General features: G+C 39.4%; 26 protein-coding genes. 3 read left to right on the forward strand and 23 right to left on the reverse strand.

Features of this window, described 5'->3' with window-relative positions; genetic code table 11:
* Nucleotides 1–80: 80 nt before the first annotated feature.
* From NSQ59_RS21745 to NSQ59_RS21780, 7 genes are all read right to left on the reverse strand, one after another.
* A complete protein-coding gene (locus NSQ59_RS21745; protein ID WP_340832742.1) occupies nt 81–1,043 on the reverse strand; it encodes a tRNA dihydrouridine synthase in 963 nt (320 codons plus the stop codon).
* Nucleotides 1,044–1,462: 419 nt separating this feature from the next.
* Nucleotides 1,463–2,374: a PTS system mannose/fructose/sorbose family transporter subunit IID gene (locus tag NSQ59_RS21750; RefSeq protein ID WP_055742161.1), complete on the reverse strand. Its 912-nt coding sequence runs from the start codon at nt 2,372–2,374 to the stop codon at nt 1,463–1,465.
* Nucleotides 2,375–2,393: 19 nt separating this feature from the next.
* Nucleotides 2,394–3,200, reverse strand: coding sequence for a PTS mannose/fructose/sorbose transporter subunit IIC (locus NSQ59_RS21755; RefSeq protein WP_126648697.1), 807 nt, complete (start codon nt 3,198–3,200; stop codon nt 2,394–2,396).
* 35 nt (nt 3,201–3,235) lie between these two features.
* Nucleotides 3,236–4,207 (reverse strand): mannose/fructose/sorbose PTS transporter subunit IIA, encoded by a 972-nt coding sequence (locus tag NSQ59_RS21760; protein ID WP_055742163.1) that lies wholly within the window; start codon nt 4,205–4,207, stop codon nt 3,236–3,238.
* A 492-nt stretch (nt 4,208–4,699) separates the two neighbouring features.
* Nucleotides 4,700–5,071, reverse strand: coding sequence for a DUF956 family protein (locus tag NSQ59_RS21770; RefSeq protein ID WP_055742164.1), 372 nt, complete (start codon nt 5,069–5,071; stop codon nt 4,700–4,702).
* Nucleotides 5,072–5,239: 168 nt separating this feature from the next.
* Nucleotides 5,240–6,256 carry an oxidoreductase gene (locus NSQ59_RS21775; RefSeq protein ID WP_055742165.1) on the reverse strand — a complete coding sequence of 339 codons (1,017 nt, stop codon included), beginning with the start codon at nt 6,254–6,256 and terminating at the stop codon, nt 5,240–5,242.
* 21 nt (nt 6,257–6,277) lie between these two features.
* Nucleotides 6,278–6,439 carry a hypothetical protein gene (locus NSQ59_RS21780; protein ID WP_340832743.1) on the reverse strand — a complete coding sequence of 54 codons (162 nt, stop codon included), beginning with the start codon at nt 6,437–6,439 and terminating at the stop codon, nt 6,278–6,280.
* An 86-nt stretch (nt 6,440–6,525) separates the two neighbouring features.
* Between NSQ59_RS21780 and NSQ59_RS21785 the strand changes: the two genes are divergently transcribed.
* Nucleotides 6,526–6,738, forward strand: a complete 213-nt coding sequence (locus NSQ59_RS21785) for a hypothetical protein (protein ID WP_244885910.1) — start codon at nt 6,526–6,528, stop codon at nt 6,736–6,738.
* A 422-nt stretch (nt 6,739–7,160) separates the two neighbouring features.
* Here NSQ59_RS21785 and NSQ59_RS21790 read toward each other — a convergent pair whose 3' ends face one another.
* The 4 genes from NSQ59_RS21790 to NSQ59_RS21805 all read right to left on the reverse strand — a co-directional run bounded on the left by NSQ59_RS21790 (nt 7,161) and on the right by NSQ59_RS21805 (nt 11,281).
* Nucleotides 7,161–7,823, reverse strand: coding sequence for a DNA-binding response regulator (locus NSQ59_RS21790; protein ID WP_340832744.1), 663 nt, complete (start codon nt 7,821–7,823; stop codon nt 7,161–7,163).
* Between the two features lie 290 nt (nt 7,824–8,113).
* Nucleotides 8,114–8,503: a hypothetical protein gene (locus NSQ59_RS21795; protein ID WP_340832745.1), complete on the reverse strand. Its 390-nt coding sequence runs from the start codon at nt 8,501–8,503 to the stop codon at nt 8,114–8,116.
* A gap of 651 nt (nt 8,504–9,154) precedes the next feature.
* Entirely contained in the window at nt 9,155–9,610 is a 456-nt protein-coding gene (tnpA, locus tag NSQ59_RS21800; RefSeq protein ID WP_340832746.1) for an IS200/IS605 family transposase, read from the reverse strand.
* A 306-nt stretch (nt 9,611–9,916) separates the two neighbouring features.
* Nucleotides 9,917–11,281, reverse strand: a complete 1,365-nt coding sequence (locus NSQ59_RS21805; RefSeq protein ID WP_083489525.1) for an amino acid permease — start codon at nt 11,279–11,281, stop codon at nt 9,917–9,919.
* A 199-nt stretch (nt 11,282–11,480) separates the two neighbouring features.
* Here NSQ59_RS21805 and NSQ59_RS21810 point away from each other — a divergent pair, with 199 nt between their 5' ends.
* The gene (locus tag NSQ59_RS21810; RefSeq protein WP_340832747.1) at nt 11,481–11,690 is read left to right on the forward strand and encodes a hypothetical protein; all 210 of its coding nucleotides are present in this window, start codon (nt 11,481–11,483) and stop codon (nt 11,688–11,690) included.
* A 360-nt stretch (nt 11,691–12,050) separates the two neighbouring features.
* On the opposite strand, the gene ltrA (NSQ59_RS21815) is transcribed toward NSQ59_RS21810, so the two are convergent.
* From ltrA (NSQ59_RS21815) to NSQ59_RS21845, 7 genes are all read right to left on the reverse strand, one after another.
* Nucleotides 12,051–13,310 carry a group II intron reverse transcriptase/maturase gene (gene ltrA / locus NSQ59_RS21815; protein WP_055737770.1) on the reverse strand — a complete coding sequence of 420 codons (1,260 nt, stop codon included), beginning with the start codon at nt 13,308–13,310 and terminating at the stop codon, nt 12,051–12,053.
* A 634-nt stretch (nt 13,311–13,944) separates the two neighbouring features.
* Nucleotides 13,945–15,201, reverse strand: a complete 1,257-nt coding sequence (gene ltrA / locus NSQ59_RS21820) for a group II intron reverse transcriptase/maturase (RefSeq protein ID WP_340828527.1) — start codon at nt 15,199–15,201, stop codon at nt 13,945–13,947.
* 480 nt (nt 15,202–15,681) lie between these two features.
* Nucleotides 15,682–16,707, reverse strand: a complete 1,026-nt coding sequence (locus NSQ59_RS21825) for a virulence-associated E family protein (RefSeq protein ID WP_340832748.1) — start codon at nt 16,705–16,707, stop codon at nt 15,682–15,684.
* Nucleotides 16,704–17,138, reverse strand: a complete 435-nt coding sequence (locus tag NSQ59_RS21830) for a DUF7768 domain-containing protein (protein ID WP_000512442.1) — start codon at nt 17,136–17,138, stop codon at nt 16,704–16,706. The genes NSQ59_RS21825 and NSQ59_RS21830 overlap by 4 nt, the downstream gene beginning before the upstream one ends.
* On the reverse strand, nt 17,138–17,890 hold the full coding sequence (locus NSQ59_RS21835; RefSeq protein WP_000344037.1) for a phage antirepressor Ant: 753 nt from the start codon (nt 17,888–17,890) through the stop codon (nt 17,138–17,140). The genes NSQ59_RS21830 and NSQ59_RS21835 overlap by 1 nt, the downstream gene beginning before the upstream one ends.
* Before the next feature lie 385 nt (nt 17,891–18,275).
* Entirely contained in the window at nt 18,276–18,494 is a 219-nt protein-coding gene (locus NSQ59_RS21840) for a hypothetical protein (protein WP_039236448.1), read from the reverse strand.
* Between the two features lie 25 nt (nt 18,495–18,519).
* Nucleotides 18,520–19,233 carry a GAP family protein gene (locus NSQ59_RS21845; protein WP_137743046.1) on the reverse strand — a complete coding sequence of 238 codons (714 nt, stop codon included), beginning with the start codon at nt 19,231–19,233 and terminating at the stop codon, nt 18,520–18,522.
* Nucleotides 19,234–19,336: 103 nt separating this feature from the next.
* Here NSQ59_RS21845 and NSQ59_RS21850 point away from each other — a divergent pair, with 103 nt between their 5' ends.
* The gene (locus NSQ59_RS21850) at nt 19,337–19,936 is read left to right on the forward strand and encodes a TetR/AcrR family transcriptional regulator (RefSeq protein ID WP_137743047.1); all 600 of its coding nucleotides are present in this window, start codon (nt 19,337–19,339) and stop codon (nt 19,934–19,936) included.
* A gap of 284 nt (nt 19,937–20,220) precedes the next feature.
* Here the strand turns inward: NSQ59_RS21850 and NSQ59_RS21855 are convergent, their stop codons facing one another.
* The 5 genes from NSQ59_RS21855 to NSQ59_RS21875 all read right to left on the reverse strand — a co-directional run bounded on the left by NSQ59_RS21855 (nt 20,221) and on the right by NSQ59_RS21875 (nt 24,426).
* On the reverse strand, nt 20,221–22,155 hold the full coding sequence (locus tag NSQ59_RS21855) for a DNA polymerase (protein WP_340832749.1): 1,935 nt from the start codon (nt 22,153–22,155) through the stop codon (nt 20,221–20,223).
* A 72-nt stretch (nt 22,156–22,227) separates the two neighbouring features.
* Nucleotides 22,228–22,776 carry a DUF2815 family protein gene (locus NSQ59_RS21860; RefSeq protein WP_204797893.1) on the reverse strand — a complete coding sequence of 183 codons (549 nt, stop codon included), beginning with the start codon at nt 22,774–22,776 and terminating at the stop codon, nt 22,228–22,230.
* Complete coding sequence (locus NSQ59_RS21865; RefSeq protein WP_163200648.1) at nt 22,769–23,917, reverse strand: DUF2800 domain-containing protein; 1,149 nt, start codon at nt 23,915–23,917, stop codon at nt 22,769–22,771. The genes NSQ59_RS21860 and NSQ59_RS21865 overlap by 8 nt, the downstream gene beginning before the upstream one ends.
* On the reverse strand, nt 23,910–24,233 hold the full coding sequence (locus NSQ59_RS21870) for an rRNA biogenesis protein rrp5 (protein ID WP_163200649.1): 324 nt from the start codon (nt 24,231–24,233) through the stop codon (nt 23,910–23,912). The genes NSQ59_RS21865 and NSQ59_RS21870 overlap by 8 nt, the downstream gene beginning before the upstream one ends.
* Nucleotides 24,208–24,426 carry a hypothetical protein gene (locus NSQ59_RS21875; RefSeq protein ID WP_340832750.1) on the reverse strand — a complete coding sequence of 73 codons (219 nt, stop codon included), beginning with the start codon at nt 24,424–24,426 and terminating at the stop codon, nt 24,208–24,210. Before NSQ59_RS21875 ends, NSQ59_RS21870 begins: the two co-directional genes overlap by 26 nt.
* Nucleotides 24,427–24,453 lie beyond the last annotated feature (27 nt).

The following is a 24,453-nucleotide window of genomic DNA, read 5'->3' on the forward strand; positions in this document are numbered from 1 at the left end:
CAGCAATTAAACAGGAAAAGAGAAAGTTTTAACAGTCACTTTGCTCTTTTCTTGAAATGTCCTCCCGACCCCTTGTCCCGTCAACATTCTTTAAAGTTATCAAGCATTGCACGCACTTCATCTGTTGATTTTGTGCCCATCAATTGATTTCTTAATTCACTCGCACCTCGAAACCCTTTGACATATATCTTAAAAAAGCGAAGAAGGTGTTTGAATGGACGCGGCTCAAATTCTTTTGAATATTTATCATGAAGATCAAGCTGCAATCTTAAGAGATCCAGCAATTCCTCACTGCTATGTTCTTTCGGCTCTTTTTCAAAGGCAAATGGATTTGTAAAAATACCACGCCCAATCATAATTCCATCGACACCATATTCATGAGCAAGCTTCAAGCCAGTTTTACGGTCCGGAATATCCCCATTGATCGTTAAAAGTGTATCTGGTGCCACCTGATCACGAAGTTTCTTAATCTCCGGAATCAGCTCCCAATGAGCATCTACTTTGCTCATTTCCTTTCTTGTACGCAGATGAATAGAAAGATTAGCGATGTCTTGTTTCAATATATGTGTTAGCCAGTCCCGCCATTCATCTACATACGTGTAACCAAGCCTTGTCTTCACACTTACAGGCAATCCCCCAGCTTTTGCTGCTTGTATGATTTCCGCAGCGACTTCTGGACGGAGGATAAGGCCGCTTCCCTTCCCTTTGGCTGCCACATTGTGCACAGGACAGCCCATATTGATATCCACACCTCGAAATCCAAGTTTCGCCACACCAATACTCGTTTGCTTAAAATATTCGGGTTGATCCCCCCATATATGTGCCACCATCGGTTGTTCATCTTCTGTAAAAGTTAAACGCCCACGCACACTCTGGTTCCCCTCAGGATGACAATAACTCACCGTGTTTGTAAACTCCGTGAAAAACACATCAGGTCTGGCTGCTATACTCACGACATGGCGAAAAACAACATCCGTTACATCTTCCATTGGTGCAAGTATAAAAAATGGTCGTGGTAAATCACGCCAAAAATTATCTTTCATTTTCAATCCCTCTCACTATGGGACATCAGGTCAAACCCTTGTCCCCAAAATATCAAGCAAAGATGTCCCTGCTTCTTTTACACTTATACCATGCTTAAGCACTTTTATCAAAGTAAAATATATTTTGCTTACTATATCCTTTAATATTAACAAATAACAGGGACAGATACAGTCCATGTTTCTACTACATATTATTGGAAACTCTCTGATCATTAGATATCGGCATATCACATACTTGTCCCTTCGTCCCTGCCTAAATTTGTGAAAAAAATTATTGGCAGGGAAAACACTGCTGGAAATTTTGCAGAAGTATTTATGTTTTTCAATATGGGACAATGGTAAGATTTTGTTTTGACATATGAAAAGCACCTCCTTAATCGATAGGTTTATCCTACCAGGAGGTGCTAATCTAAATTATATTACATTAAGTGTATTAAGTGGAAGACGATACCAACCACGAACAACCCAAGAATCATTACGATTGGAGAAACTTTCTTCTTAAGCAACCACATGCATAAAAATGTTATCGCCAACCCAGCTAAACCAGGAATTAAGCTATCCAAGTTGTTTTGTAAAGTAGTTATTTTGACAGGCTCTAATGAAAGACCACTAGCTTGCTGTTCCAACGCAGTTTTAATTCCTTGCGCTCCAGAAGGCAGTTTATCCCAGTCAATATAAGCACCTTTGCTAAGTTTAACGGAAGATACAATTGGCGTGAATTTTACAGATACCCAACGGTTAACTAATGCACCAAGGATGAACATCCCCAGGATGGATGCACCTTTCGTAATATCTTGAAGTAATCCTCCAGATAGGTCGTCCGTAATTTTCGAACCAGCTTTATAACCAAATTCTTGTGTATACCAAGTGAATCCCATACGAATCAGATTCCATAAAACGAAGAAAATAATCGGCCCAAGGATGTTACCAGTCAACGCAAGAGAAGCCCCTAACGCACCTAGGATTGGTCTAACAGTGAACCAGAAAACTGGATCCCCGATACCTGCTAAAGGCCCCATCATACCGACTTTAACCCCTTGAATGGCAGTATCGTCAACCGGCGCACCGTTTGCACGTTCTTCTTCAAGCGCTAAAGTTACACCAATAATAGGTGAAGCAACATATGGGTGAGTATTAAAGAACTCTAAGTGACGTTTTAGTGCAGCAGCACGATCTTCTTTTGTTTTATATAATTTTTTGATTGCGGGAATCATTGAAAATGCCCAACCGCCGTTTTGCATACGTTCATAGTTCCAAGAACCTTGGATGAAAGTGGAACGCCACCAAACAGAAATACGATCTTTTTTTGATAATCTCAATTCTTTTTCCATTTTTATGTCCTCCCCCTTCTTAGTAATTATCAATAATATCGCCTAATGGATCACCAGTGTTTCCGTTTCCGCCATTACCTGAACCGCCTCGTTTGGAAAGGGTTATATAGATAAGTGCAAGAGCCACACCGATAGCACCAAGACCGATAAGTGTAATTTGTGAAACAGTCGCTAATACGAAACCAATCGCAAAGAATGGCCATACTTCTCTTGTAGCCATCATGTTAATAACCATTGCATAACCAACTGCTACGACCATTCCCCCACCGATTGCTAAACCGTCAGTCAACCAAGCTGGCATAGAGGTGAGTAAGTCTCTAACTGGGCCAGCACCAATTGCTACGATTAATAACGCTGGGATGGCAATACGTAACCCCTGCAAACAGATAGCTACGATGTGCCAAAATTGAACTTTTCCGATGTTACCTTCTTTTGCTGCAGCATCCATAAGATGCGCCAATCCAGTTGCAATCGTACGAACGATGATGGTTAATAATAAGCCGGCAACTGCTAGCGGAACAGCGATCGCGATTGCCGAAGACACACCAGCTTTACCTTGTCCACCTAAAACTAAAATAATGGCAGAGGCAACTGATGCTAACGCAGCATCCGGTGCTACGGCAGCTCCGATGTTTGCCCAACCTAAAGCGATCAGTTGAAGAGTACCACCTAAGATAAGACATGGTACTAAGTTTCCAGTAACTAAGCCGATTAACGTACAAGCAACGAGTGGTTGGTGGAATTGGAATTCATCCAAAATTCCTTCCATACCGGCTAAAAATGCTACGATAAAGACTAATATTATTTGAATTACATTCAAATCCATGATGATGAATCCTCCCTTTTCTCCTGATAGTCAGGTTATTTTTGTCTGTTTAACTCCTCTTGAGCCTTCTTGATAATTTCGGCCATGTCGCCTTTTGAATCGTTCGGAACTTTACGTACATCGAAGTTCAAACCAAGTTCTTTTAACTTAGCGAAAGTATCAATATCATCTTGGTTAAAGGCTAGCACTTTATTTGGTTGAACTTTACCAGGTGAGTGTGCCATAGAACCAACGTTAATTGTCTTCAATGGAACGCCGCCTTCAACCGCTCTAAGTGCATCTTGCGGGTTTTCGAAAAGAAGTAGCGCGCGCTGACCGCCGAAGTGTTGGTCATCTTTTGCAAGTTCAATCATTTTATGGATAGGCACAACGTGTGCCTTTACACCTGGAGGAGCAGCCTGTTGGATCAATTTCTTACGAAGTTCATCCTTAGCTACTGCGTCAGATACCACGATGATACGTGTAGGCTGTGTAGCTTTTGTCCAAGCAGTCGCTACTTGTCCGTGAAGAAGTCGTGAGTCGATACGTGCTAACACGTATTCAAATTTACCAGGAGCTCCTGCATTCGATGGACCGGCAGCAACTGTAGCAGATGCTGTTTTGGGTTCCAATTCTTCAGGTCTTACTTTAACCCCTTCTTTAGCTGGACTCAAAATATTCGCGGCAATTTCATGCGCTGTGTTCATGGAGAAGCGCGATGCAAAAGCTTCAATCAACATTGGTAAATTCATACCAGCAACGATTGCCCATTTGTCTTTGTGTTCTTCAAACAAGCTATTGGCTTGGTTGAAAGGAGTTCCACCCCAAAGATCGACTAAGAATAATACTTCGTCTTGGTTGTCGAAAGAGGCGATTGCTTCTTTCATTTTTGCCTTTACATCGTCAGGTCCTTCGCTCGGCATCAATGTAACGGCTTTTACATTTTCTTGTTTTCCAAAGATCATCTCTCCGGATTGCAAGATGCCGTTGGCAAATTCACCGTGACTAGCAATGATAATTCCTACCATCTTTTTTACCTCCTCTATTATTATTGTTACAGCCAATTAACAGGATAAAAATTTCCAACGGTATTTTCTCAGCTGTATTTTTCCAGCTCATCTAAAGCGGTTACAGTTTCAACAAAAACAACAAAAAAGGCATGAGCAAAAAGTCGATTAAATGAAGATTTGGGTATAGAATGCCCCTTACGCTTCATTCCAATCAATACTTTTCACTCATGCCTGATCGAATCAGTAACACGTAAAAAATAATGGCTATTTAAATTTATTTTGCAAGCGCTGTACATGATGTGTAAAATAAACAGCTCCTGCATCAAATAAAATCTATTTCAATGTTTTCTGCAACACTTTATTGAGCTACCATAGGAGATTATAGCACACCGGATATTCCTCTTTCAAGAGGGATGCTATTAAATTACTTTAATTTTGTAACCGTTTATCTTTAGCGATGTTGGAATTGTCCTAACAAAAAAAGACAAGTTCCAACCTGTCTTGTATCTATTACTTATTAATATTTTTCTTGAAGCTTCGTTTGATAACATCAAAGAAACTTAATGATTGGACCATATGATTCGGATCAACGTATTCACGAATTGCCCGCAACACTTTTTTCGTGTCTTTAGAAGAAAATGTATACGTCCCATTTCGCTTAGTTTGGATAGCAAAACGTGGGATCCATTTCCCTTTAAACATGACAGAAGCGATTACGTAATCAACTTCTTCCCAAGGAATTTGAATAAATTTACGAGCATCACGATTATTGTAGAATTCAAATCCTTTGTCTCCAATCATGATTTTACCATAATCTGTAAGACCTGTATGCGCAGTTGCATCCATAACTAAATCGACTTTTGTATTGATTGATTGAACCATTTGATGTGCTCCATTTCTTTCTATAATAAAAATGATTATACGTCGTTTTAGTATTTTAAGCAAAAAATACTTGGGACAAGTACAAGCTTGTTAAATCTAAATGTTGATTTGTATATAGTATTAGGGGAACCTTCATTTGTCGAGGTTCCCCATTCATGTTTAACTATGCTACTTCAAGTTTTTAACTCCAGTTTCTAATATTTCCATTTGCAACAGCGTCTGTTCGTCAGTAATGGTTTTATCTTTACCATTTATGATGGCTTCATATAAATCATCATATACTCTTCCATAATCACCATTTACGGATTTCACTTTTTCTTCGTGGATTGTACCTTCTTCATCCATATATGTCAGTACACCATAATGTTTTATTGTATCAATCCCAAAATCTTTGTTATCAGGCATGTAAAATAACTTTAAATGCTCTTCCTGGCGATCTTTTGTTTCTTTCACAAAGCATCCCTTTTTACCGTAAACAACAAAGCTAGGTCTTTCTTTGAGTCTAAAATAACTGGATTTTACAGAAACTTTTAACACACCATAATATAAATCTAAATCAAAATAATCATTCATTCTTCCTTGGCCCAATAATTGCCTTACATCATAATGGATATGATCCGGCTTGCCAAAATAGCTGATGACCTGATCCAGTGTATGGCACGCATGTCCATACAAAAACGACTCAATCGGGTTAAATTCATGTACAGACTCTGGTACTTCGGGACGATAATAATCATAATGCATTTCCACTTCCAGTAAGTCCCCTATTTTCCCTTCTGCAATGACCTTTTGAACCGTTAAAAAATCACTATCGAAACGTCTATTTTGATACGCTTGAACAATTAAGCCTTTCTCTTTTGCCATAGCAAATATTTCTTTAGCCTGTTCTGAGGTTTCCATAAATGGCTTTTCAACCAAACAGTGTTTATTATGTTCTAATACTAATTTTGCGTATTCATAATGACTGTCCGTTCTTGTGCAAACTACAATCAGTTGAATGTCCTTGTCATTTAATAGTTCATCTAAATCAGAAGTATAATTTACTCCTGCAATCCTATCCCAACTTTCATTCTTAGGATTTCTTTGATAAATTGTTTTCACCTTGATATTCTCTCTTTGCAGTACGAACGGCAGATGATATCTGTTCGTGCTTTTCCCATTTCCAATATAACCAATAGTAAGCATAGCAGCCTCCTAATAATATTTTTATATAATATCTTTTGATGATACTATTCGACCAGTGTTCTTTGCAATTGTTTGGTACTCAATATCAATAATTCCTGTTTTAAGTATATTGGGAAAATAAGAATCCCCTATAATCAAACCTTGGCCACCTACCAAAATAGATTCTTCTGAGACACCCTTCAAACCCACATTCCACCCAAATAATTGTTGAAACCCTTCGGTAATTATTTCGCTGTTTTTCGGGAATGCTACTGTTGAAAATGAAAGGAGTGTCGATTTTGGCTCGAGGAAAACATTTTAATCATAAAAATAAAAATCATCCCGGAGATTTTCCGAAACATGCAGGACCAGCAGAAAAAACATCGAAAGAGGAGCTTGGTGACGAAGAATTCCTTGTAACCAGGGAAGCCTTTAAAAACAGAACTGAAAACGAGGAAACACGTGGGGATACTGCACGTTTGCTTCCTGAACAGATGGATTAATAGGCGTGAGATGATCGCGCCTTTTTGGAATCAAAGCTTTTTCAATTGATTGATACAATTCCTGTTTTCTAAATCTCACTATAGATGTTGTGCCACTACCCGAAATTTTAAATATCGGATGGTGATAGGCACTTATTTGTTATGAGTTATTTTGGTTAGTAAAATTAAAGAACAGAAATGAAAATTAACGAAACCCGTTCATCTCACTTCCTTTTAACTAACTAGCGAAAAAAATAAGCGGAGATTTTCCGGCTAACTGCAAAATGGAGCATATTTCGCAGTAAATAAGCGGAGAAATTCCGACTATGTAAAGCAAAATCTGCCATTTTTGCGTTTTCCGAGTCAATAGGCGGAATTTCTCCGTCTATTCAGTATATTTTTTGTTTTAATTAATACATAAGCGGAATTTCTCCGTCTATTTTTCAGATTGGTCCTTTAACCTGATCCCCCAATCGATAAGAGCGGATCCTTTTGAGTCCAGATGCGGGAATCAGCATCTTTTTATCCACTAGTTGAGAAAGTGCTTTTTTTACTGTCTTGTCACTTAGCTTCAAATATTTCTCGACTTCAACAGGGGATATGGCTTCTCCTTTTCGAATCGCTAGCCGCAGCACTTCCTTTTCGACAATGGAAAGAGAGGTTTGATCCAGTTCATCACCCAGCCATTGGCCAATCACTTGCTGAACAATCTGTTGGCATCGACGAGGCTTCTCATTAACTTGATCATATGAAAATCGGATCACGGTCCATCCATCAATCACCAACTGGTTTTGACGTTCCAGGCTATCGGAAAATTGCCATCTGCTAATATTCCTTAGGTGTGGGCCATACCCGTCGACTTCAAGGCAAATTTGGATGGTGGGTCGAATATAAGCAAAATCCAAATACCTTTTGCCATCCTTGAAATCATCGACTTCATATTCTGGATGAAGATATCGAAAATGGTGAAATAAAGGCCACCACACTTGCTTCAAAAACAACTTTTCAGCTTGATTGTGACCTTCTTGCAAGCGCCGCAACCTTTCACCGGTTCTTGCCTGCAAGTGAATATTCAAAAAAGCCTGGTATTCTTCTTCAAATCCCACAGTATCCCTGCTCCTCTCCAATGGTCTAGTCTATTACAGCACCCTTTATAGCCTATATATCAATATGAGATTCTCGGGAATAGCTCTACTAAATGATGTCTTTTGTATTCTTTCCATGCAAAGGTTGACTCGGGGAAATTTGATATGAATGATAATGTGCCGGATTGAAATCATAATTTCGACTAAACAATTTTTATTTTCCTTTAAAATCAACTAACTATTCTTCAATAGGAACCATGAAATCATAGTCAGGAACCCCATACTTAGCAAACATTTTTTCCTTATATTCTTTAAAGGACAAATAGAATTTTTTCAGGGGGATTCCCTAAAAGAACTGTGAAAACTCCGTCTCTAAATAAAACTAAGTAGCTTTTATTCTGATCGATATTATCAGCCAAAAAGGATGTTTTATCGTTTTCCAATTGCTCATCCGTAACAGCACTATCCAACAATATTTTTTTACGGCTTCCGTCTTTTTTTTCTAAAACTACTACACCATTTCCATCATTCTTTTCCTCTTTGTATTCAAGGCATTCAGTCGTACATTTTTCAATTGTTTTTGAATAATTATAACCACAACGCATGCAAGAGGTATATTGTTCATCCGTTTTGTAATAATAATCCTCTATTGCTGAGCGTCCACAACACGGGCATTTTGTCGCATAAATAATCGATGCCACAGAAATATCATCTCCTATATTAAATAAATTTTTTGGATTAATTAGTTTTTTTTAAGGAAATTAATCTGAGAAGGAAAAGTTTTTGTTAGAGTAAAAGAAGTGTTTTCATGAAGCAGGTATAAGTAAGGACGGAAAAATGAGTATTTTTGTTAGTCGAAGTTATTGGGGATGGAACTACTTTTAGTTTAAAAGAAATCCTAATTTTGTCAACAATAGTTTATCTAATATTTTGACAAATACTTTTTAGAAAAGTGTTGTCACTCCTCCGAATATTGCCAATAAATTCGATAAAATACGGGCGGTTACAATCACTGTTTTAAGTTCAGTTCAAACTTAATTGTCCATTTTTTCTGCCATTTCTCTATTATAGTTAAAATGACAATGGAATGATTTTTTTCATTGAACAACATCCTCTTATACTTAAAGAGTTGGAACTAGTGACAATCCCATACCTATTATTTATTTTTCTTAGAGTATTTCCAGCAATTTTCCCAATTAATGTTTTACGAAGTTTTGATTATATCCATCTTTGGTTACTGTTAAGTAAGTATCCGCCGGTAGAACCGGCGGTTTTAGTTTCGCCCTATAAGAGCACTTTACCAACGAAGCCCCTAAAGGGACCTCTGAATTGACCGTCAACCGTTTACTTTCCTATTTATCTTTGAATGGATCAACATATTCTCGTTTGGTCATGTTGTCTCGCAAACGATCCTCTGCTTCTTGCTCTCGAATATATTTTGCTATTGTCTTTTCGTTTAAGTCAACCGTACTTACATAATAGCCTTTTGCCCAGAATGTACGATTGCCATGATTATATTTTAAGTTTGCATGCCTATCGTGGATCATTAAAGAGCTTTTACCTTTTAAATATCCCATAAAATACGATACGGACATTTTTGGGGGGATTTTAACTAACATGTGTATATGGTCTGGCATTGCATGCGCTTCGATAATTTCTACATCCTTCATATCACACAATCTTCTTAATATGGCACCTATATCTCTTCTTAATTTCCCGTACACAATCTTTCTTCTATACTTTGGAATAAATACGATTTGGTACTTACAATTCCACCTTGTATGTGATAAACTATTGTCGCTCGACATGAGCAGGACTCCTCTCGTTATTTGAAGTTGGTTTGACGGCCATCTTCTATTATAACGATTGGAGTTTTTTTCTGATACAACTCTACAAGTTTCGTTTGCACACAGGCAGAGCCTGTGGTTTAAAAAGACTAAATAAAAAAACTGTCCCCACCGTGTTTATTGGAAGGGACAGGCTTTTCTTGTTGTTATAAAATTGTTAAAAACTTTAATTACTTATAATACGGTTTAGCGAAATAAACCCTAATCAGTTTTTGTAGGAAAGTACCCGGTAAGAATATTGATATTTAAAAAAAGACCTTTTTAGTTTCAATCGTTCCCTACTACACGCTTTCCGATGCCAAAGGCGTAATAACTGATGGAAACCAGTGCCAGAAAAACAATCCCCACAATAAGCGATACACGGGTATCTTTATTAAACAACATAGCTATTAATACTAGAACCAGAAAAACGATAGTCAGATAGTTAGAAATTGGGGTAAAAGGCATTTTAAATGGATGATTTGCCATTTTATCACCTTTTGCTTTTCTGAATTGAATCTGGCTAATCAGAATAACAAACCACGGAATCATCCCTGGAAGTACACTGGCACTATATACGTAGACGAATAAATTTTTAGGTGCAATATAACTTAAAATAATTCCCACTGCTAAACCAATCAGTACACCAATCGTACTTAAAAGGGGCACTCCATTTGAAGAAAGTTTTGTAAAGATTTTTGGTGCTTGTCCATTTACGCCCAATGTGTAAAGCATCCGGCCTGCACTATAAATCCCGCTGTTACATCCGGACATTGCCGAAGTGATGACAACAAAGTTAATAATACCGGCTGCCGCAGTAATTCCAAACTTTGCAAATGTGGCAACGAAAGGACTGCCAATTGAATTCAGCTGGTTCCATGGATAAACTGTCACAATCACAAAGATGGCCCCGATATAAAAAATTAAAATCCGCCAAATAATGCTTTGGGTCGCTTTTGTTAACGTTTTTTGTGGATCTTTTGCTTCTCCGGCTGTAATCCCGATTAATTCAACGCCCTGATACGCCCCCATAACAAGTGACAGAGCAAAGAAAAATCCTGACCAGCCGCCTGTAAAGAAGCCGCCATGTTTCCAAAGATTTGCGAGCCCAGTTGGGGTTCCTCCATTGCCAAATCCGAAGAAAATGAGTCCAACCCCCGCAACAATCATAACTAAAATAGTGACGATTTTTATTAAAGAAAACCAAAATTCAAACTCACCAAATGATTTAACCGAAATAAGGTTGGCTGCCCCAAGGATTACAAAAGCAACTAACCCAGGAATCCAAGCGGGCAGATGAGGGAACCAATACTGCATGTATGTCCCAACCGCAATAATTTCCGACATACCGACAATTACCCATTGAAACCAGTTGCTCCATGCCGTTAAGTACCCTGCCAGCGGATGGATATACTTATAACCAAATGTTGCGAAGGAACCTGTGCTTGGCTCCACATATAACATTTCTCCCATTGCCCTCATAATAAAAAAGATAAAAATTCCTGCCAGCATATACGCAAGCAGTACAGATGGACCCGTCCATTGAATGGTACTTGCTGAACCCATAAATAAACCAACACCAATGGTACCACCCAACGCAATCATCTGAATATGTCTCGATTTTAAGCCTCTCTTTAATTCTTCCTTTTCCACTTTGTTTCCCCCTTGTTGTGCCTATCTATTCATCTGAATTATTATTCAATTATAATATTATTCTGTAAAAAAGTTCAATTGTATTTTTCAAGTAGACAAATAACTCATCCGGCTTACTTAAATAAAAGGGTTAAAATTATATTGAATTCTAGGATAATTTTCCGATTGGAATACCAAATTTCTAAATAGGAAGAGGGGATTGAAAAGGCATAAAATAGGCAGAAGAGTTTTACCTCTAAGAAGAAAAGTACAGTTTAACAGTTTTCCAGAATCGGAAGAATCGATAAAGAACAGTTTGCTTTGGATGATGAAAATAGCTTTCTTCAAACTGCTATTACACCCGTTATTCGGAGCAGTATTGCTTGATAAAAATAACTTTTCGTTGGCTGCGGAGATAGTGTTTTTTTAAAAAACGATTCCATTGCAGGTCAAGGTTGTAACCTATCTTCATATTGAGCTGAACAATTGTTTGAAACCCTTATGGAACACAAAAATTCTAAATGAGAAATAAAACTAGGAGAGACTTATTGGAAGCGAATAAAACAATATGAAAAGAAGTAAACGAATTCCATGACAAAACCATTGCCCGATCATGTTGTTCAATTGTTACTTCAAGGTGCCCAAGACCAAGTAATTGCGGATAAAATTGCAGAATGGTTTGCCAATCCTACAAAAGCGTATTAGGGTTTTCCTAATCGAGTAGGAGGAGGTGACTAACCCCCGACCTCTCACACCACCGTACGTACGGTTCCGTATACGGCGGTTCCATTTATGTCTGACGTAGTTGAGAATATCTCACATAAAGACTCTTCAGCCCTCGCATCTCCCAATAGGAGTTTGTGAGGGTTTTCTGTAGGATTGGGCTTCTGGCTATTCTCCAATATTTCTTTCTAGAGTTTCCCCATTCGTATGCCTTCTCTTTTGGAATCCCTAATCCAATGAGTTTTCTTACTTTGGTTTTTGGTTTCTTCCATTCTTTCCATTGGCACATTCTGAGACGCCTTCTAATCCATTCGTCTAATTCTTTGAAAATAGTGGGTGTATCTGCTAATGCATAATATCCGCACCAGCCAATCAAATATTGATTCAGCTTCTCTATTCTATAATCCATTGGAATTGGTTTTGACCTTGAAGTTAATTCTCGTATCCGTTTCTTGACACGTTGAATACTTTGGTTTGACATCCGCACCTTCGGTTTCTTATGAAATGTGAAGCTAAAACCTAAAAACTTTCTTTTCCAAGGTCTGTCTACAGCTGACTTTTCTCGATTCACCTTTAGTTTTAGAGTAAATTCAATGAAAGTAGTAATCGAGTCCATTACTCGCTCTCCGGCTCTTCTCGATTTTACGTAGATATTACAATCATCTGCGTATCGGACAAACTTGTGCCCTCTCTTTTCTAACTCTTTGTCTAGTTCATCTAGAACGATATTGGAGAGTAAAGGACTTAATGGTCCACCTTGGGGCGTACCCTCCTCGGATTTCGTTATGACTCCATTAATCATAATGCCAGACTGTAGATACTTCCGAATTAGTGATAGGAGCGTTCTGTCTTGAATCCTTTTGGATAGAGTCCGCATTAATCTATCATGATTGACTTTATCAAAGAATTTCTCCAAGTCCATGTCGACTACCCATCGGTATCCCTCTTCGATATATTTCTTCGCTTGTCTAACACCGTCATGACCTCGTTTGTTTGGTCGAAAACCATAGCTCTGTGTTGAAAAAGTCGGGTCGAAGATAGGGGTTAAAATCTGAGTAATCGCCTGTTGGATGAAACGGTCTGTCACGGTTGGGATACCTAATAACCTTACTCCACCGTTCGGTTTTGGGATTTCAACCCGACGGACAGGAGAAGGTTGATAAGTACCCTCCATTAAGGATGTTTTAAGTGTATCCCACGTTTCGAGAATATGTCTTCGTAGGTCTTTTACGGACATATTGTCTACTCCATGACTTCCTTTGTTCTTTTCTACTCGCTTTAATGCCAATAAAAGATTTTCCCGTGACAGCATTCGTTCCATTAACATTGAGATTTATCCTTTCTACGTGAACAATACATTCTCATTAAGTGGGTTCTTTACTAAGCCCTCCCGAAGTCCCCCATGGAATTCACCATTTCTTCCTTTCAGGTAGGTTCCGTAAGAATTTTCTGCTTTCATACATAAAGAACCGTTTGCCGAGTGTTTGTTCTCCTAAAATGGTTCAGTCCTTCCTTGATTCTCTCGAGCAAACCAAGTACTACGACTTCGGCTGACTTCTGATTGTTCAGCTATCCATTACTAGATAGGTTACCAAGTGTACTTGGCGTATCAACCAGACCTCCCCGGGTAAGAGTGCAATCTTTCCTTCCATCTATCTGCTTCATTTACTTTGTATCACCTTCGGCAGAAAGGACTTTGTTTTGTATTGCAAACTCATCCAATGATACCTAGCCTTGTATGAAGTTCGTGTTCCTCAGACCGGAAGTTTGCCGCTCGCTTCCTTCAGATTCCGCGTCACCACGGACACCCTTGCGTTAAGCTAACTGCTACTTCTGCCTTCACAGTTCGGGACTTTCACCCTAGAGACTACACCCATGCCGGGCGCAATCGAGTAGGAGGGGGTGACTAACCCCCGACCTCTCACACCACCGTACGTACCGTTCGGTATACGGCGGTTCACTTAAGTATGACGCAAATGGTTGTATCTATCTAACAGACTTTTAAGCTTTTGATTTCTCCAAAACTTTAGATTTAGTGTTGTGTGTAAGATAGGACTATTCGAAATGCGCCAATATTTCTTACGAGAATTTCCCCATTCATGGGCCTTCTCTCTTGGAACGCCAAGGGATATGAGCCTTTTAATTTTTGTTTTGGGTAGTTTCCATTGTTTCCAAAGGCACATTCGGAGTCTTCTTCGAATATGTTCATCCAGTTGTTTAAAGGGAGTTGGCGTGTCTGCCAGCGCAAAATATCCGCACCAACCAACAAGGTATTCATTTAGTTTCTCAATACGCAATTCCAATGGAATGGGTTTTGACCTTGATGTTAGTTCTTTTATTCTACTTTTAGCTCTCTTTATACTTTCTTTTGCGATACGGATTTTTGGATTACGGTTTGATGTGAAGCTGAATCCAAGAAACTTTCGTTTCCACGGTCTGTCCACCGCACTTTTCTCTTCATTTACTTTTAGTTTAAGCTTCTTTTCAATGAAAGTAGTGATAGAACTCTTGACGCGTAAACCTGCCTTCTTGGTTTTTACGTAAATATTACAATCATCTGCGTAGCGGACAAATTTGTGTCCTCTTTCCTCTAGTTCCTTATCTAATTCATCTAACATGATATTGGAAAGTAGTGGACTTAATGGTCCACCCTGAGGAACACCTTCTTCGCTGATAGTTTCCACACCGTTTATCATAATCCCCGACTCTAAGTATTTTCTAATTAACTTTAGAATCGTCTTATCCTTGACTCTTTTTGCTAGGAGTCCCATAAGCATATCGTGATTTACCTTGTCGAAGAACTTTTCTAAGTCCATATCTATTACCCATCTGTAGCCCTCTTCTATATATTGCCTTGCTTCCCTAACGGCATCATGTGCCCTTCTTCTGGGTCTAAACCCATAGCTATGTTCGGAAAAGGTTGGGTCATAGATTGGGGTTAATATTTGGGCAATCGCTTGTTGGACAAAACGGTCTGTCACGGTAGGAATACCTAATAAACGAACGCCGCCATTTGGTTTCGGGATTTCGACTCGTCTGACTGGCATAGGCTCATAGGTTCCGTCCTTTATTGAATTTCGGATTTCTTGCCAATTTTGTAGAATATGCGCTCGTAGGGATTTTACAGGCATTTCATCTACTCCATGGCTACCCTTATTCTTTTCGACACGTTTCAATGCCGAAAGTAGATTGTCCCGTGACAGTATTCGTTCCATCATTTCGATACATCCTTTCACGTGAATATACGTGCTATTTGTGCCATTGTTTATTCCACCCTCTTAAAGTCCCCTGTGGAATTCACCACTTCCTCCTTTAAGTAAGTCCAATTGGATTGTCTGTATCATCATAAACAATGAACGCCTAGTGTATATTCTCCTTAAATGTTCAGTCCTTCCCTAACCATCTTAAGCTAGTCAGGTACTATGACCTCTGCTGACTTCTGGCTGTTCAATTACCCTTCACAAAGTAAGTTACCGAGTGTGCTCGGCATTTCAGCCAGACCTCCCCAGGTAAGAGTACAGTCTTTCTCCCCATCTATCTGCTTCATTTACTCTGTATCATCTTTGGCAGAAAGGACTTCGTTTTGTTTGGCAAACTCATCCAATGATACCTAGCCTTATATGAAGTTCGTGTCCCTCAGACCGGAGATTTGCCGCCCGCTTCCTTCAGATTCTGCGTCACCACAGACACCCTTGCGTTTAGCTACTGCTACTTCTGCCTTCACAGTTCGGGACTTTCACCCTATAGACTGCACCCATGCTGGGCGCACCAAAAGACGGCATCCTGCCAGGAGCCGTAGTAGTGGAAGCTCTATCATCTAAAGAGCCGAATTTATGAATACGAACGAGATCAAAAGCATTGAGGAGCAGGCCGCTTGCTGGGTCGGTGGCATGGTGGCTGTAAGCGAATTTATCATCATAAATTATTACACCCGCACTACTGTCAGCTGGAATATAGTCATAGCGCCCTTCCATAGCAGATGCTTCATAAACTGTACCTAAGAATTTCTCTATTGCTTCACGAACGGAATAGGCGCGACAGAAAGTTCCTACCACACCTTCCTTTAAAAGAGGATCTGCTTGTTCTTTAAGACTGCGATTAATAACTTCAGACTGCCTGCTTGATACGGGCCAAGTTGTTGTATCTCGCCAGTTTTCATATTTTGAAAGATAAATATCTGGGTCAAGTAATGCTCCATCCTGCTCTTCGTAGACAAATTGACCGTTAGAGGAAGTGGATGGCCAATACATAAGGCGATGGGCTTCATATGTCGTATCATCGAAAAGGTCAATACCGATTTCTTTTGCCACCATACGTCCAACAGCTGCATATTCTTCTTCGCTGATCTCACGAGCAAGGGGAACAATAAGCCTGAGTCTTGGATTTTCCGGTGTGTGCTTATGGGTGGAGTAAACGCAACATTTGAAATCAAAAAGCATACTGATTTGCTCCCAAATATCTGGTCTACCGTAATCCATATCAAGGGTGAGCAAAGAACGACACAGAACATTGCCCTTCTTTCGCCTTCCTTCTTTTAAATGTCCTCCGACAAAGCCGCCTACATCCTTGATATCATCTTGTTGACCTCTTTTTAACTTCCGATATTCTTCTACTGTTTCCGTGGTGCGTTGCGTCGTCTTTACACGGGAGCAAAAATCCTCCCAGGAGATATCTTTGTTTTTCCATTTTCTATCCATCCGGCTATTGCCCACTGCAATTTTCATAAGCTTTCAACCTCCTCATGCTCCGGACTAAAATATCTGACCGTTTGTCTGCGTTTCTTGGCTACTTCAATTTCCCTCGCCATACCGGTTGAGATGGTATTGCCCAGCACCCACACCTCGGAGCATTTGCCCATAAGCACGATGTCCATAAATATGGCAAGCTCCCGTTCCTCTGGGTTTTCATCATCCATAAACTGAGGAAACATAAGATGGGGAGCAATCGGGATACAGTTTTGGTCTAGAGCAAACCTGCAAAAACTGCGAGCCTTTTTAATGTTTCCTTCTACATCACCGGAATAGGGAGAACAGATATATACAAGCGGCTTAAAGGCAGATTTTTTCTCTGCCTTTTCCTTTTTCATTATGTTGGTCAGTGCTTCATGGGGAGTTGGATCATGGTATCCTTCATGATTGAATTTGTTGATTCCCATTACACACCCTCCATTTCTATCTGTGGCAAAATACCGTCTGCCTTCATCAGTTCGTAAATGAAGAGTCTGCCTTTTTGAGTCCAGTATGTATGGACCTTTGTATGTTGCTGGCCGTTACTGCCAAGATAGCTATGTGTCTTGGTGCTGGTGTAGCCTTTTTCCGCATACTTCTGATATAAAAGCCAGATGCCGCCTTGTTTAAACTGGACACCCTTTTTATTAAGATAGCGATTCATCCAAATAGCTGACTTGCCGTAATCTTTGGCAATTGCTGAGGTGGAAATGAGGTCTTTGCAATTTAAAACTACATCGTAATAGGAGACTTTCGGTTTCATTTCTGCAATTTGCTGATTCTGAACGGCAATCGTACCTTCAAGCACTTTATTTTGTTTCCTTACTTGAGTTAGCTGTTGATTAGCAATCTGAAGTGCCCTTGCCATGATTGCTTCTGGGGAATTCCATCTTCTTTCTATTTCAAGAAAGTATTGGCGACACTCTTTCCCTTTTGGAGTACGCTGTATCATGCATAGCTCTTTTGCCATGTCAATTGTTAACTGATGGTCAATGCTTGGTCTGCCTCCAGTACTTTCGCTCAAAAATGAGCTAAAGTCTGATCCTTCCTCAAATCCGTACTCACACATTCTTGGAAACCAATCTTTATAAGCGGTCTTTACTTCCAAGGCTTCATGTAAATCACGACCGAGTACGGTTGGTCGTTGATTTTCATAATTGATTTTTACTAATTCGTCCATACGAATTACCTCCTGCAATATAGTCAGAGAGGAAACCCCTCTACCTAATAGCCACAGGAGGTAATAATTGTTGAGGATTTTGAAAAAATAAATTATACATCCGGATTTTTGTTCGAAATTTGTGTATGTAAAATAGATTTAAAAGCTGATTCAGTAATTTTCTACTTTTACAAACGGACTAGATTGATGAACAAAAAATGGTAACGTAAACTGTAATAGGCCTATAGGATTTGGAGCTAATAAGAGAAGAGGAAAACAATCATTTTGGTATCATATTTTATCTATGACCTGGATGAGTAAGGTTGGTAGAGTCTGAGGAGAATCAATTAAAATAAAAAATACAGAGCGAGAAATTCTCACTCTGTATTTTTTATTTTTGCATCGTTCACTTATCGCTTTTACTTGATGTTATTTTACGAGTGGCTAAAGCTATGATCCCACCAACTGCAATAAATACAATGTCCAAAACGATTTCCAACCCTTGAAACGCATCAATATAATTTACTAAAAACCAACTTTTTCCTCCATTAGTCAAATGATTGATTAATCCTCCTACTCCCTGAATAATAAAAAGTAGGCTGAGTCCACTGATAATTTCTTTCATGATGAACACCTCTTTAATATTTTTTCTAATTTAATATGCCTCTAAGACCGATATTAAAAAAAACTGCACCTATGACTCCTATCGCTACCAAGAGTGAAGAGATTGGAGCTTCATTTAATTTTGACCTCATTTTAACAAGAATTTGTTGCAACCTTTCTTTAAATATAATATTAACCCCTAATAGTAATAGAGAAGGAAGCACCATTACTAGATTGTATCCAATAATTATTAAGATAGCAGGTGTAGTCTCAATTGTTTGATGATACATTAAAAAGATTGAATAGAAGTAAGGCAGTGCCGTTACAAATTCAATTAGGAAAACAATGATCCCTAATATAATCATCCCTTTAATAGTTGTATTATTGGGGATAAATGAAATTAAACGTTTTTTTGTAGTCTCTTTTGGTTTACTGAAGCTTATAAGAACAAGAACTGCTCCAAGTAGGATATAAAACCAATTGATAAAGTCAAACTGAGACAATTGTTCTATTCTCTTCAATAATGAATTTCCACCAAAGTAGAGTAATAAACCCGTGATGAAATAGCCTAACTGCGTGATGAATAAAAACACAAATAAACGAGAAGATAACTGATTCGGTTGTGTCAGTAATAAATAGGCTGTTACAGTCAGTACACCGGGACTTAAAATATCAATTAAAGCACACAAAAAAATAATCATTAATGCTGAAGAAATGTCTAATGATGAAGAAGGCATCAATGCTTCAATAGTTTCGATCAAACAAACTAGTCCTCCTTTAAATGTTGTGGTATTATCTATTTAACACATCGTGCTATAAAAAGATAATAACACACTGTGCTAAATAAAGGAAGTGATTTTTATAATGCCAAAAATTGTTGATCATGATGAAAAGCGCAAACAAATTGCTGAGGCTGCATGGAATATTATTGGGAAAGAAGGGGTTGAGAAAGCGTCTATACGAAGAGTTGCAGCTGAGGCAGGGATGTCTTCTGGTGCGTTAAGACATTATTTTTCAACTCAAGATGAAATGTTATTATTTATTATGAATTACTACTTAGAAGAAGGGAAAAAACGTTCTCAAAATATAGAATGGTCAGAAAACCCAGTGCAGGCAGTAGAAGAAGTTTTATTAGAGCTAGTACCAATAGATGAAGAAAAGAAAATTGAAACGAGTGTTTGGTGGATTCTTGCATTACGTTCACTTACAAGTGATACAATAAAGGACAAAAAAGATGAAATGACGGACGGTACATATGAATTAGCAAATTCAATGATTGAAATTTTAGCTCTAAAAGGCGTATTATCAGATTCAATGAATGCAGAATTAGAAAAGAGTAGGTTAACGGCATTAATAGAGGGATTGTCGATTCATGCTTTATTAAGACCTGATGTATACTCTCCAGAAAAGGTGAAGGAAGTTATTCGTTATCATTTAGAGACACTCTGCAATAAAATCAATTAAGCTAATCGGTCGATGTATCAATTATTGTCCCATGTGTTTTTAATAGATTTAGTCTTACCCCTTGATTTATTATTAACTTTATAGAGAGAGGAGTCAAAATCGGTTCTTTCACTATATTTCTTCAAGATTCGAATTTTAACCCTTTATTCCACAAAAATGGAGCGTTTATTAAACAAACAAGATAGCACGTGCCGGTCATAAAATAAGTGCTATCCTGTTTTCATTATTTAAAAATTGAAGGTCTTTTAACCTCCTCCCACACGATTATCCGATTACCAATTAATTTAATCTTTTTGATAAAACAGACACTCATAGCCATCAGCACTAAGTAACAGGCCATTTGCCCATGTTGGTGTCCTAGCCATCTGTTCACAAATAGCGGAAAGTGACATTCCCATATCCGCATCGATGATAATTTCATCGTGTACATGAGCCACAATGGAACAATTCTTTAATGTCTGCATGGCATGACACAAAATGTCACGACTGATTGCCTGAACAATATTCTCTACAAATTTGGGTCCATAGCTTTCGATTCTTTCCCATTTCTTCGTCCCACCGACACCTTCATAAGTAACCGACTCACCGCCGAACACGTTCTCTCCCATACGGGGTTTCACATAGGCAAGCCGTCTACCAGAAGGAAGGACAATGAAGAGCATTCCACTTTGATATATAAATTTAATGCCGTGTGTCGCTGTGGGAGTTTTTTGCTTAACACAAGTTTTTACTGCACGGTCAACATCCCACCACAATTTTGTGATATTGGGATTGGACTGTCTCCAAGCCGTTACAAGAGGCTGAAGTTCCTCTTCTTCAATTCCCATCTCTAAAGCACCCATTGATTTTAATGCTCCAATAGATCCTCCGTAACCGAGAGCAAGTTCAGCAATTTTCCCTTTTTGACGAAGGTGCCCGTTTACACCATGCTTTTCAACAGGTACATTAAACATCTGAGAGGCACTGGCACAGTAGATGTCACCGCCGTTTTGGAATACATCTAATCTCCATTTTTCACCTGCAAGCCAAGCAATGACGCGAGCCTCAATCGCTGAAAAATCTGCCACAATGAACTTCATACCTTCTCGTGGTATAAAAGCAGTACGGATAAGCTCCGACAGTACCTCTGGGATTGAATCATATAGTAAAGTAAGAGCATCAAAGTTTCCGCTTCGAACTAAAGCACGAGCCTGTTCCAAATCGGACATATGGTTTTGGGGTAGATTTTGCAACTGAATCAGCCTGCCAGAGAATCTGCCGGTTCTGTTGGCTCCGTAAAACTGAAACATTCCTCTTGCACGACCGTCACTACATACCGCATTCTCCATTGCTGTGTATTTTTTCACCGATGATTTTGCAAGTTGTTGCCGAAGTTCCAAAACAGTGCCTAGTGGTTCAGGTGCTGTCTTTAACATCTCAGCAACCGCTTTTTTACCAAGGGTATCTGTTTCTAGCCCGTTATCGGCAAGCCAGTCTTTCATTTGTTGTACAGAGTTCGGATTCTCTAAATTAGTTATATCCTGCATTAAAGCCGTTAGCTTTTTACGGGAATGTTCATCCATCACAACAGCCTGTTTTACGAAAGCAATGTCAATGGCAATGCCACGATCATTGATTTCCTGGTCGAGATGATATTCCTCCCAGATATTCTCTGGTACTTGAAACTTGGATAATCTCTGTTGTATAGACATCTCGGATTCCACATCGCGAATGTTATACACTTTAAACCGCTCCCATTTATCCATGTCGTGTTCTGGTAAATTACGAACTCGACCACCATTAGATTTTGTAGGGGAGCAAGGTGTACAGAAATATTTAATAAGGTCTTTACCCTCAGTCAATTTTTGTTTTTCTAAACCTAGAACTGCACCGACTCCCTCCAAAGAAAGAGGTAGTCCCATATATGCTGACCATATCATGGAACATTTCCAGGATGCAGGGTCAAGATAATCTTCAAGGTTAAGCCATTTTGATAGACACACACGCTCAAACATTGCATTGAAAGCCCACTTAGTAACGGAATTATCCATAAGTGCATTTATAATTTCATCTGGTATTTCCTCCCCGCTGACAAGGTCAACAACTTGTACTTCGCCACCGTCCACCGAATAGCCAAATAGTAGAATTTCAAAATCATCACTCTCGGCATAACGGTAAACTCCAGACTTTTGAAGATTGGCACTACTAAATGTTTCAATATCAATAGAAATAGAATTCATGTATTACCCCTCTTTCCAATGCAAACGAGGTGGCAGAAGAACAACCTCCACCACCTCGTCTGTATTTATTCTTTATGCTAGAAAATCATCATCTTCAATAGTTGTGAAGTCATCAGCTGCATTGGTTCTTCCGCCTAAAGGCTCTCCATCGCTTATCTTCTGGATGTTGCCAAGTCCACATGCTACACCCTTATTGCCATTAGAGTTAAAAGCATAGAAATTTAGGGATACTCTTGCATAACAACCACTGTAAACCTCGTTACGATCCAAGATAGGTCTGACTGCTTTATCTACTATTTGGGGTGGAGTCTTGCTGTTGGCATTTACAAAGTAATGTCCTTTGTAAGCCTCGTCATCACGTTCTACGTCCCCATCACGAAGTGGCAGTTTGATAGCAGCCTTATTCGGCTTTTTACCACCAAACTTTGCAAGGCCCTCTTCAATGGCTGCATCTACTGCTGCATTGATAGCATTGATGGTTTCCTTATCTGTTTTGGGAATCAATACGGATACGCTGTACTTTTCCGCTCCGCCATTGATGGATACGGGCTCCCAGCCGTGAAAGTAGCTAAGACGTGTGTTGACGCTTGTAACAACCTTAGTTCTGTTTTGATTATTCATATTCCAATTCCTCCGTTATTTCGTTAAATTCATTTTTTACGTTTGATATATTCATAGCTGGCCGCTTGTCCGAATTTGGAACTAGCGTTGGCTTGCCCGGTGGTTTATGTATGAGACCACCAAGAATTTGCTCAAATTTCTTTTTGCCCATCAGCTTCTGCATTTCTGTAAGGGTTATGAGACTCTGACGGTAGATGTCCTTATATCCATTTGCCTTGGCCGCTTCAGCCACAGCCCCTTCGTCCTTATATTTCCGAACTGATCTGCCCTCGACTACCTTAAAACCATGCCATTCTTTCCCGTGATTAACGGCAGCATCCGTGGCATAAGCAATGATTTCATTTGCCCATTTTGTAAGATCGGACAATTTAGAGAGAACTTCCTCAATTTCAGAATCCGTAAGCAGGGGTGGCAGTTTAAATTCCATCTGTGCTAATTTCAGCTTTTCTTCTGCTCTTGCACGGCATTTAACAGCCGCTCGACAGAAAGTACACCATTCACCTGGAAGATAGTCACCTTCGCCTTCATAGGCCTTTTTCGCCTTTGGCTTCAGTTCATTTTCTGCCCAGTCTTTTAATTCCTTTACCGGGATTGTCCATGTGCTGACATTTTCCCTGCGGGGTTGGAAGATGGTCATGGAAACCTCCTCGATATCATACAGGCTATCGTAGATTTCCAAAGCACCAAGGGCATATAATTTCATCTGCGGGTTTTCCACTGCATCTACTAACACACCCATGCCATACTTAAAATCGATAATATGAAGCTTTTTATCTCCAATAATGATGCAGTCACCAGTTCCGAACCCCTGCGGTACATAGCAGGAAAAATCAAGACGTTGTTCAATAAGTATTAATGGGTCCGTACAGCTCTGCCTTGCCAGTTCAAGCTGCTCCATTACAAATTCCACATAGGCATCGCTGTGTTCTTCCATCTCATCGGTGTTATAAGCCGAGACAGGGCGCTTACTTCTCATGTGAAGTGCTTTTTTTAGTTTATGTTCACAGAGAGCGTGGGCGGCAGTGCCTTCAGCAGCCGCATTGGATTCGCTATTTTCAAATTCCAGTTCCAATCTTGCAGATGGTAGGCAATTAAGCCACCTGTGGGACCCTGATGCGGAAAGTACTGCATGATCACTCATTCCCTAGTACCTCCGCATCTTTCAACATATCTGCATAATGTTTTGGGTCAACTTCGCTTAATTTAGAGCCACCGTATTTTTGGATGATTTCCCTCACTTGGGCAGTAAGGCCAACCTGACTTTTTTCAGCAAGTTTTGCTCTGACTTCCTCCAGAGTGATTTCCTTTTTCTTTGGCGCAGATTCTTTTACGATTGTAGTCGGTTCTTTTGTTTCCACAGGTTCATTGCCGGCCATTACATCAGCAACCGCTTGTATACTGTCCGCCAAAGAACGCATATCAGAAACCACATCAAGAAGTAGTTTGATTTTGCTCATGGTTTAATCCTCCCTCCTTAATCTCACTGATGGAGAGTTCCTGAACGGTGTCACCCGGAACAAGGATAGTCAGTTTCTGCTTATCACCAAGTAAGAAACGAAGGAAACGCTCCCTTATGGTGACATTACGACAGGAAACAATCCCGCCAGATTGTGGAGTTTTTGAAACACTGATTTTCAAGTTGTGTTTCATGTTCTTCACCTCTTTCCGAGAGCGTTT

Source organism: Margalitia sp. FSL K6-0131 (genome assembly GCF_038008735.1).
Classification (GTDB): domain Bacteria; phylum Bacillota; class Bacilli; order Bacillales; family Bacillaceae_C; genus Margalitia; species Margalitia shackletonii.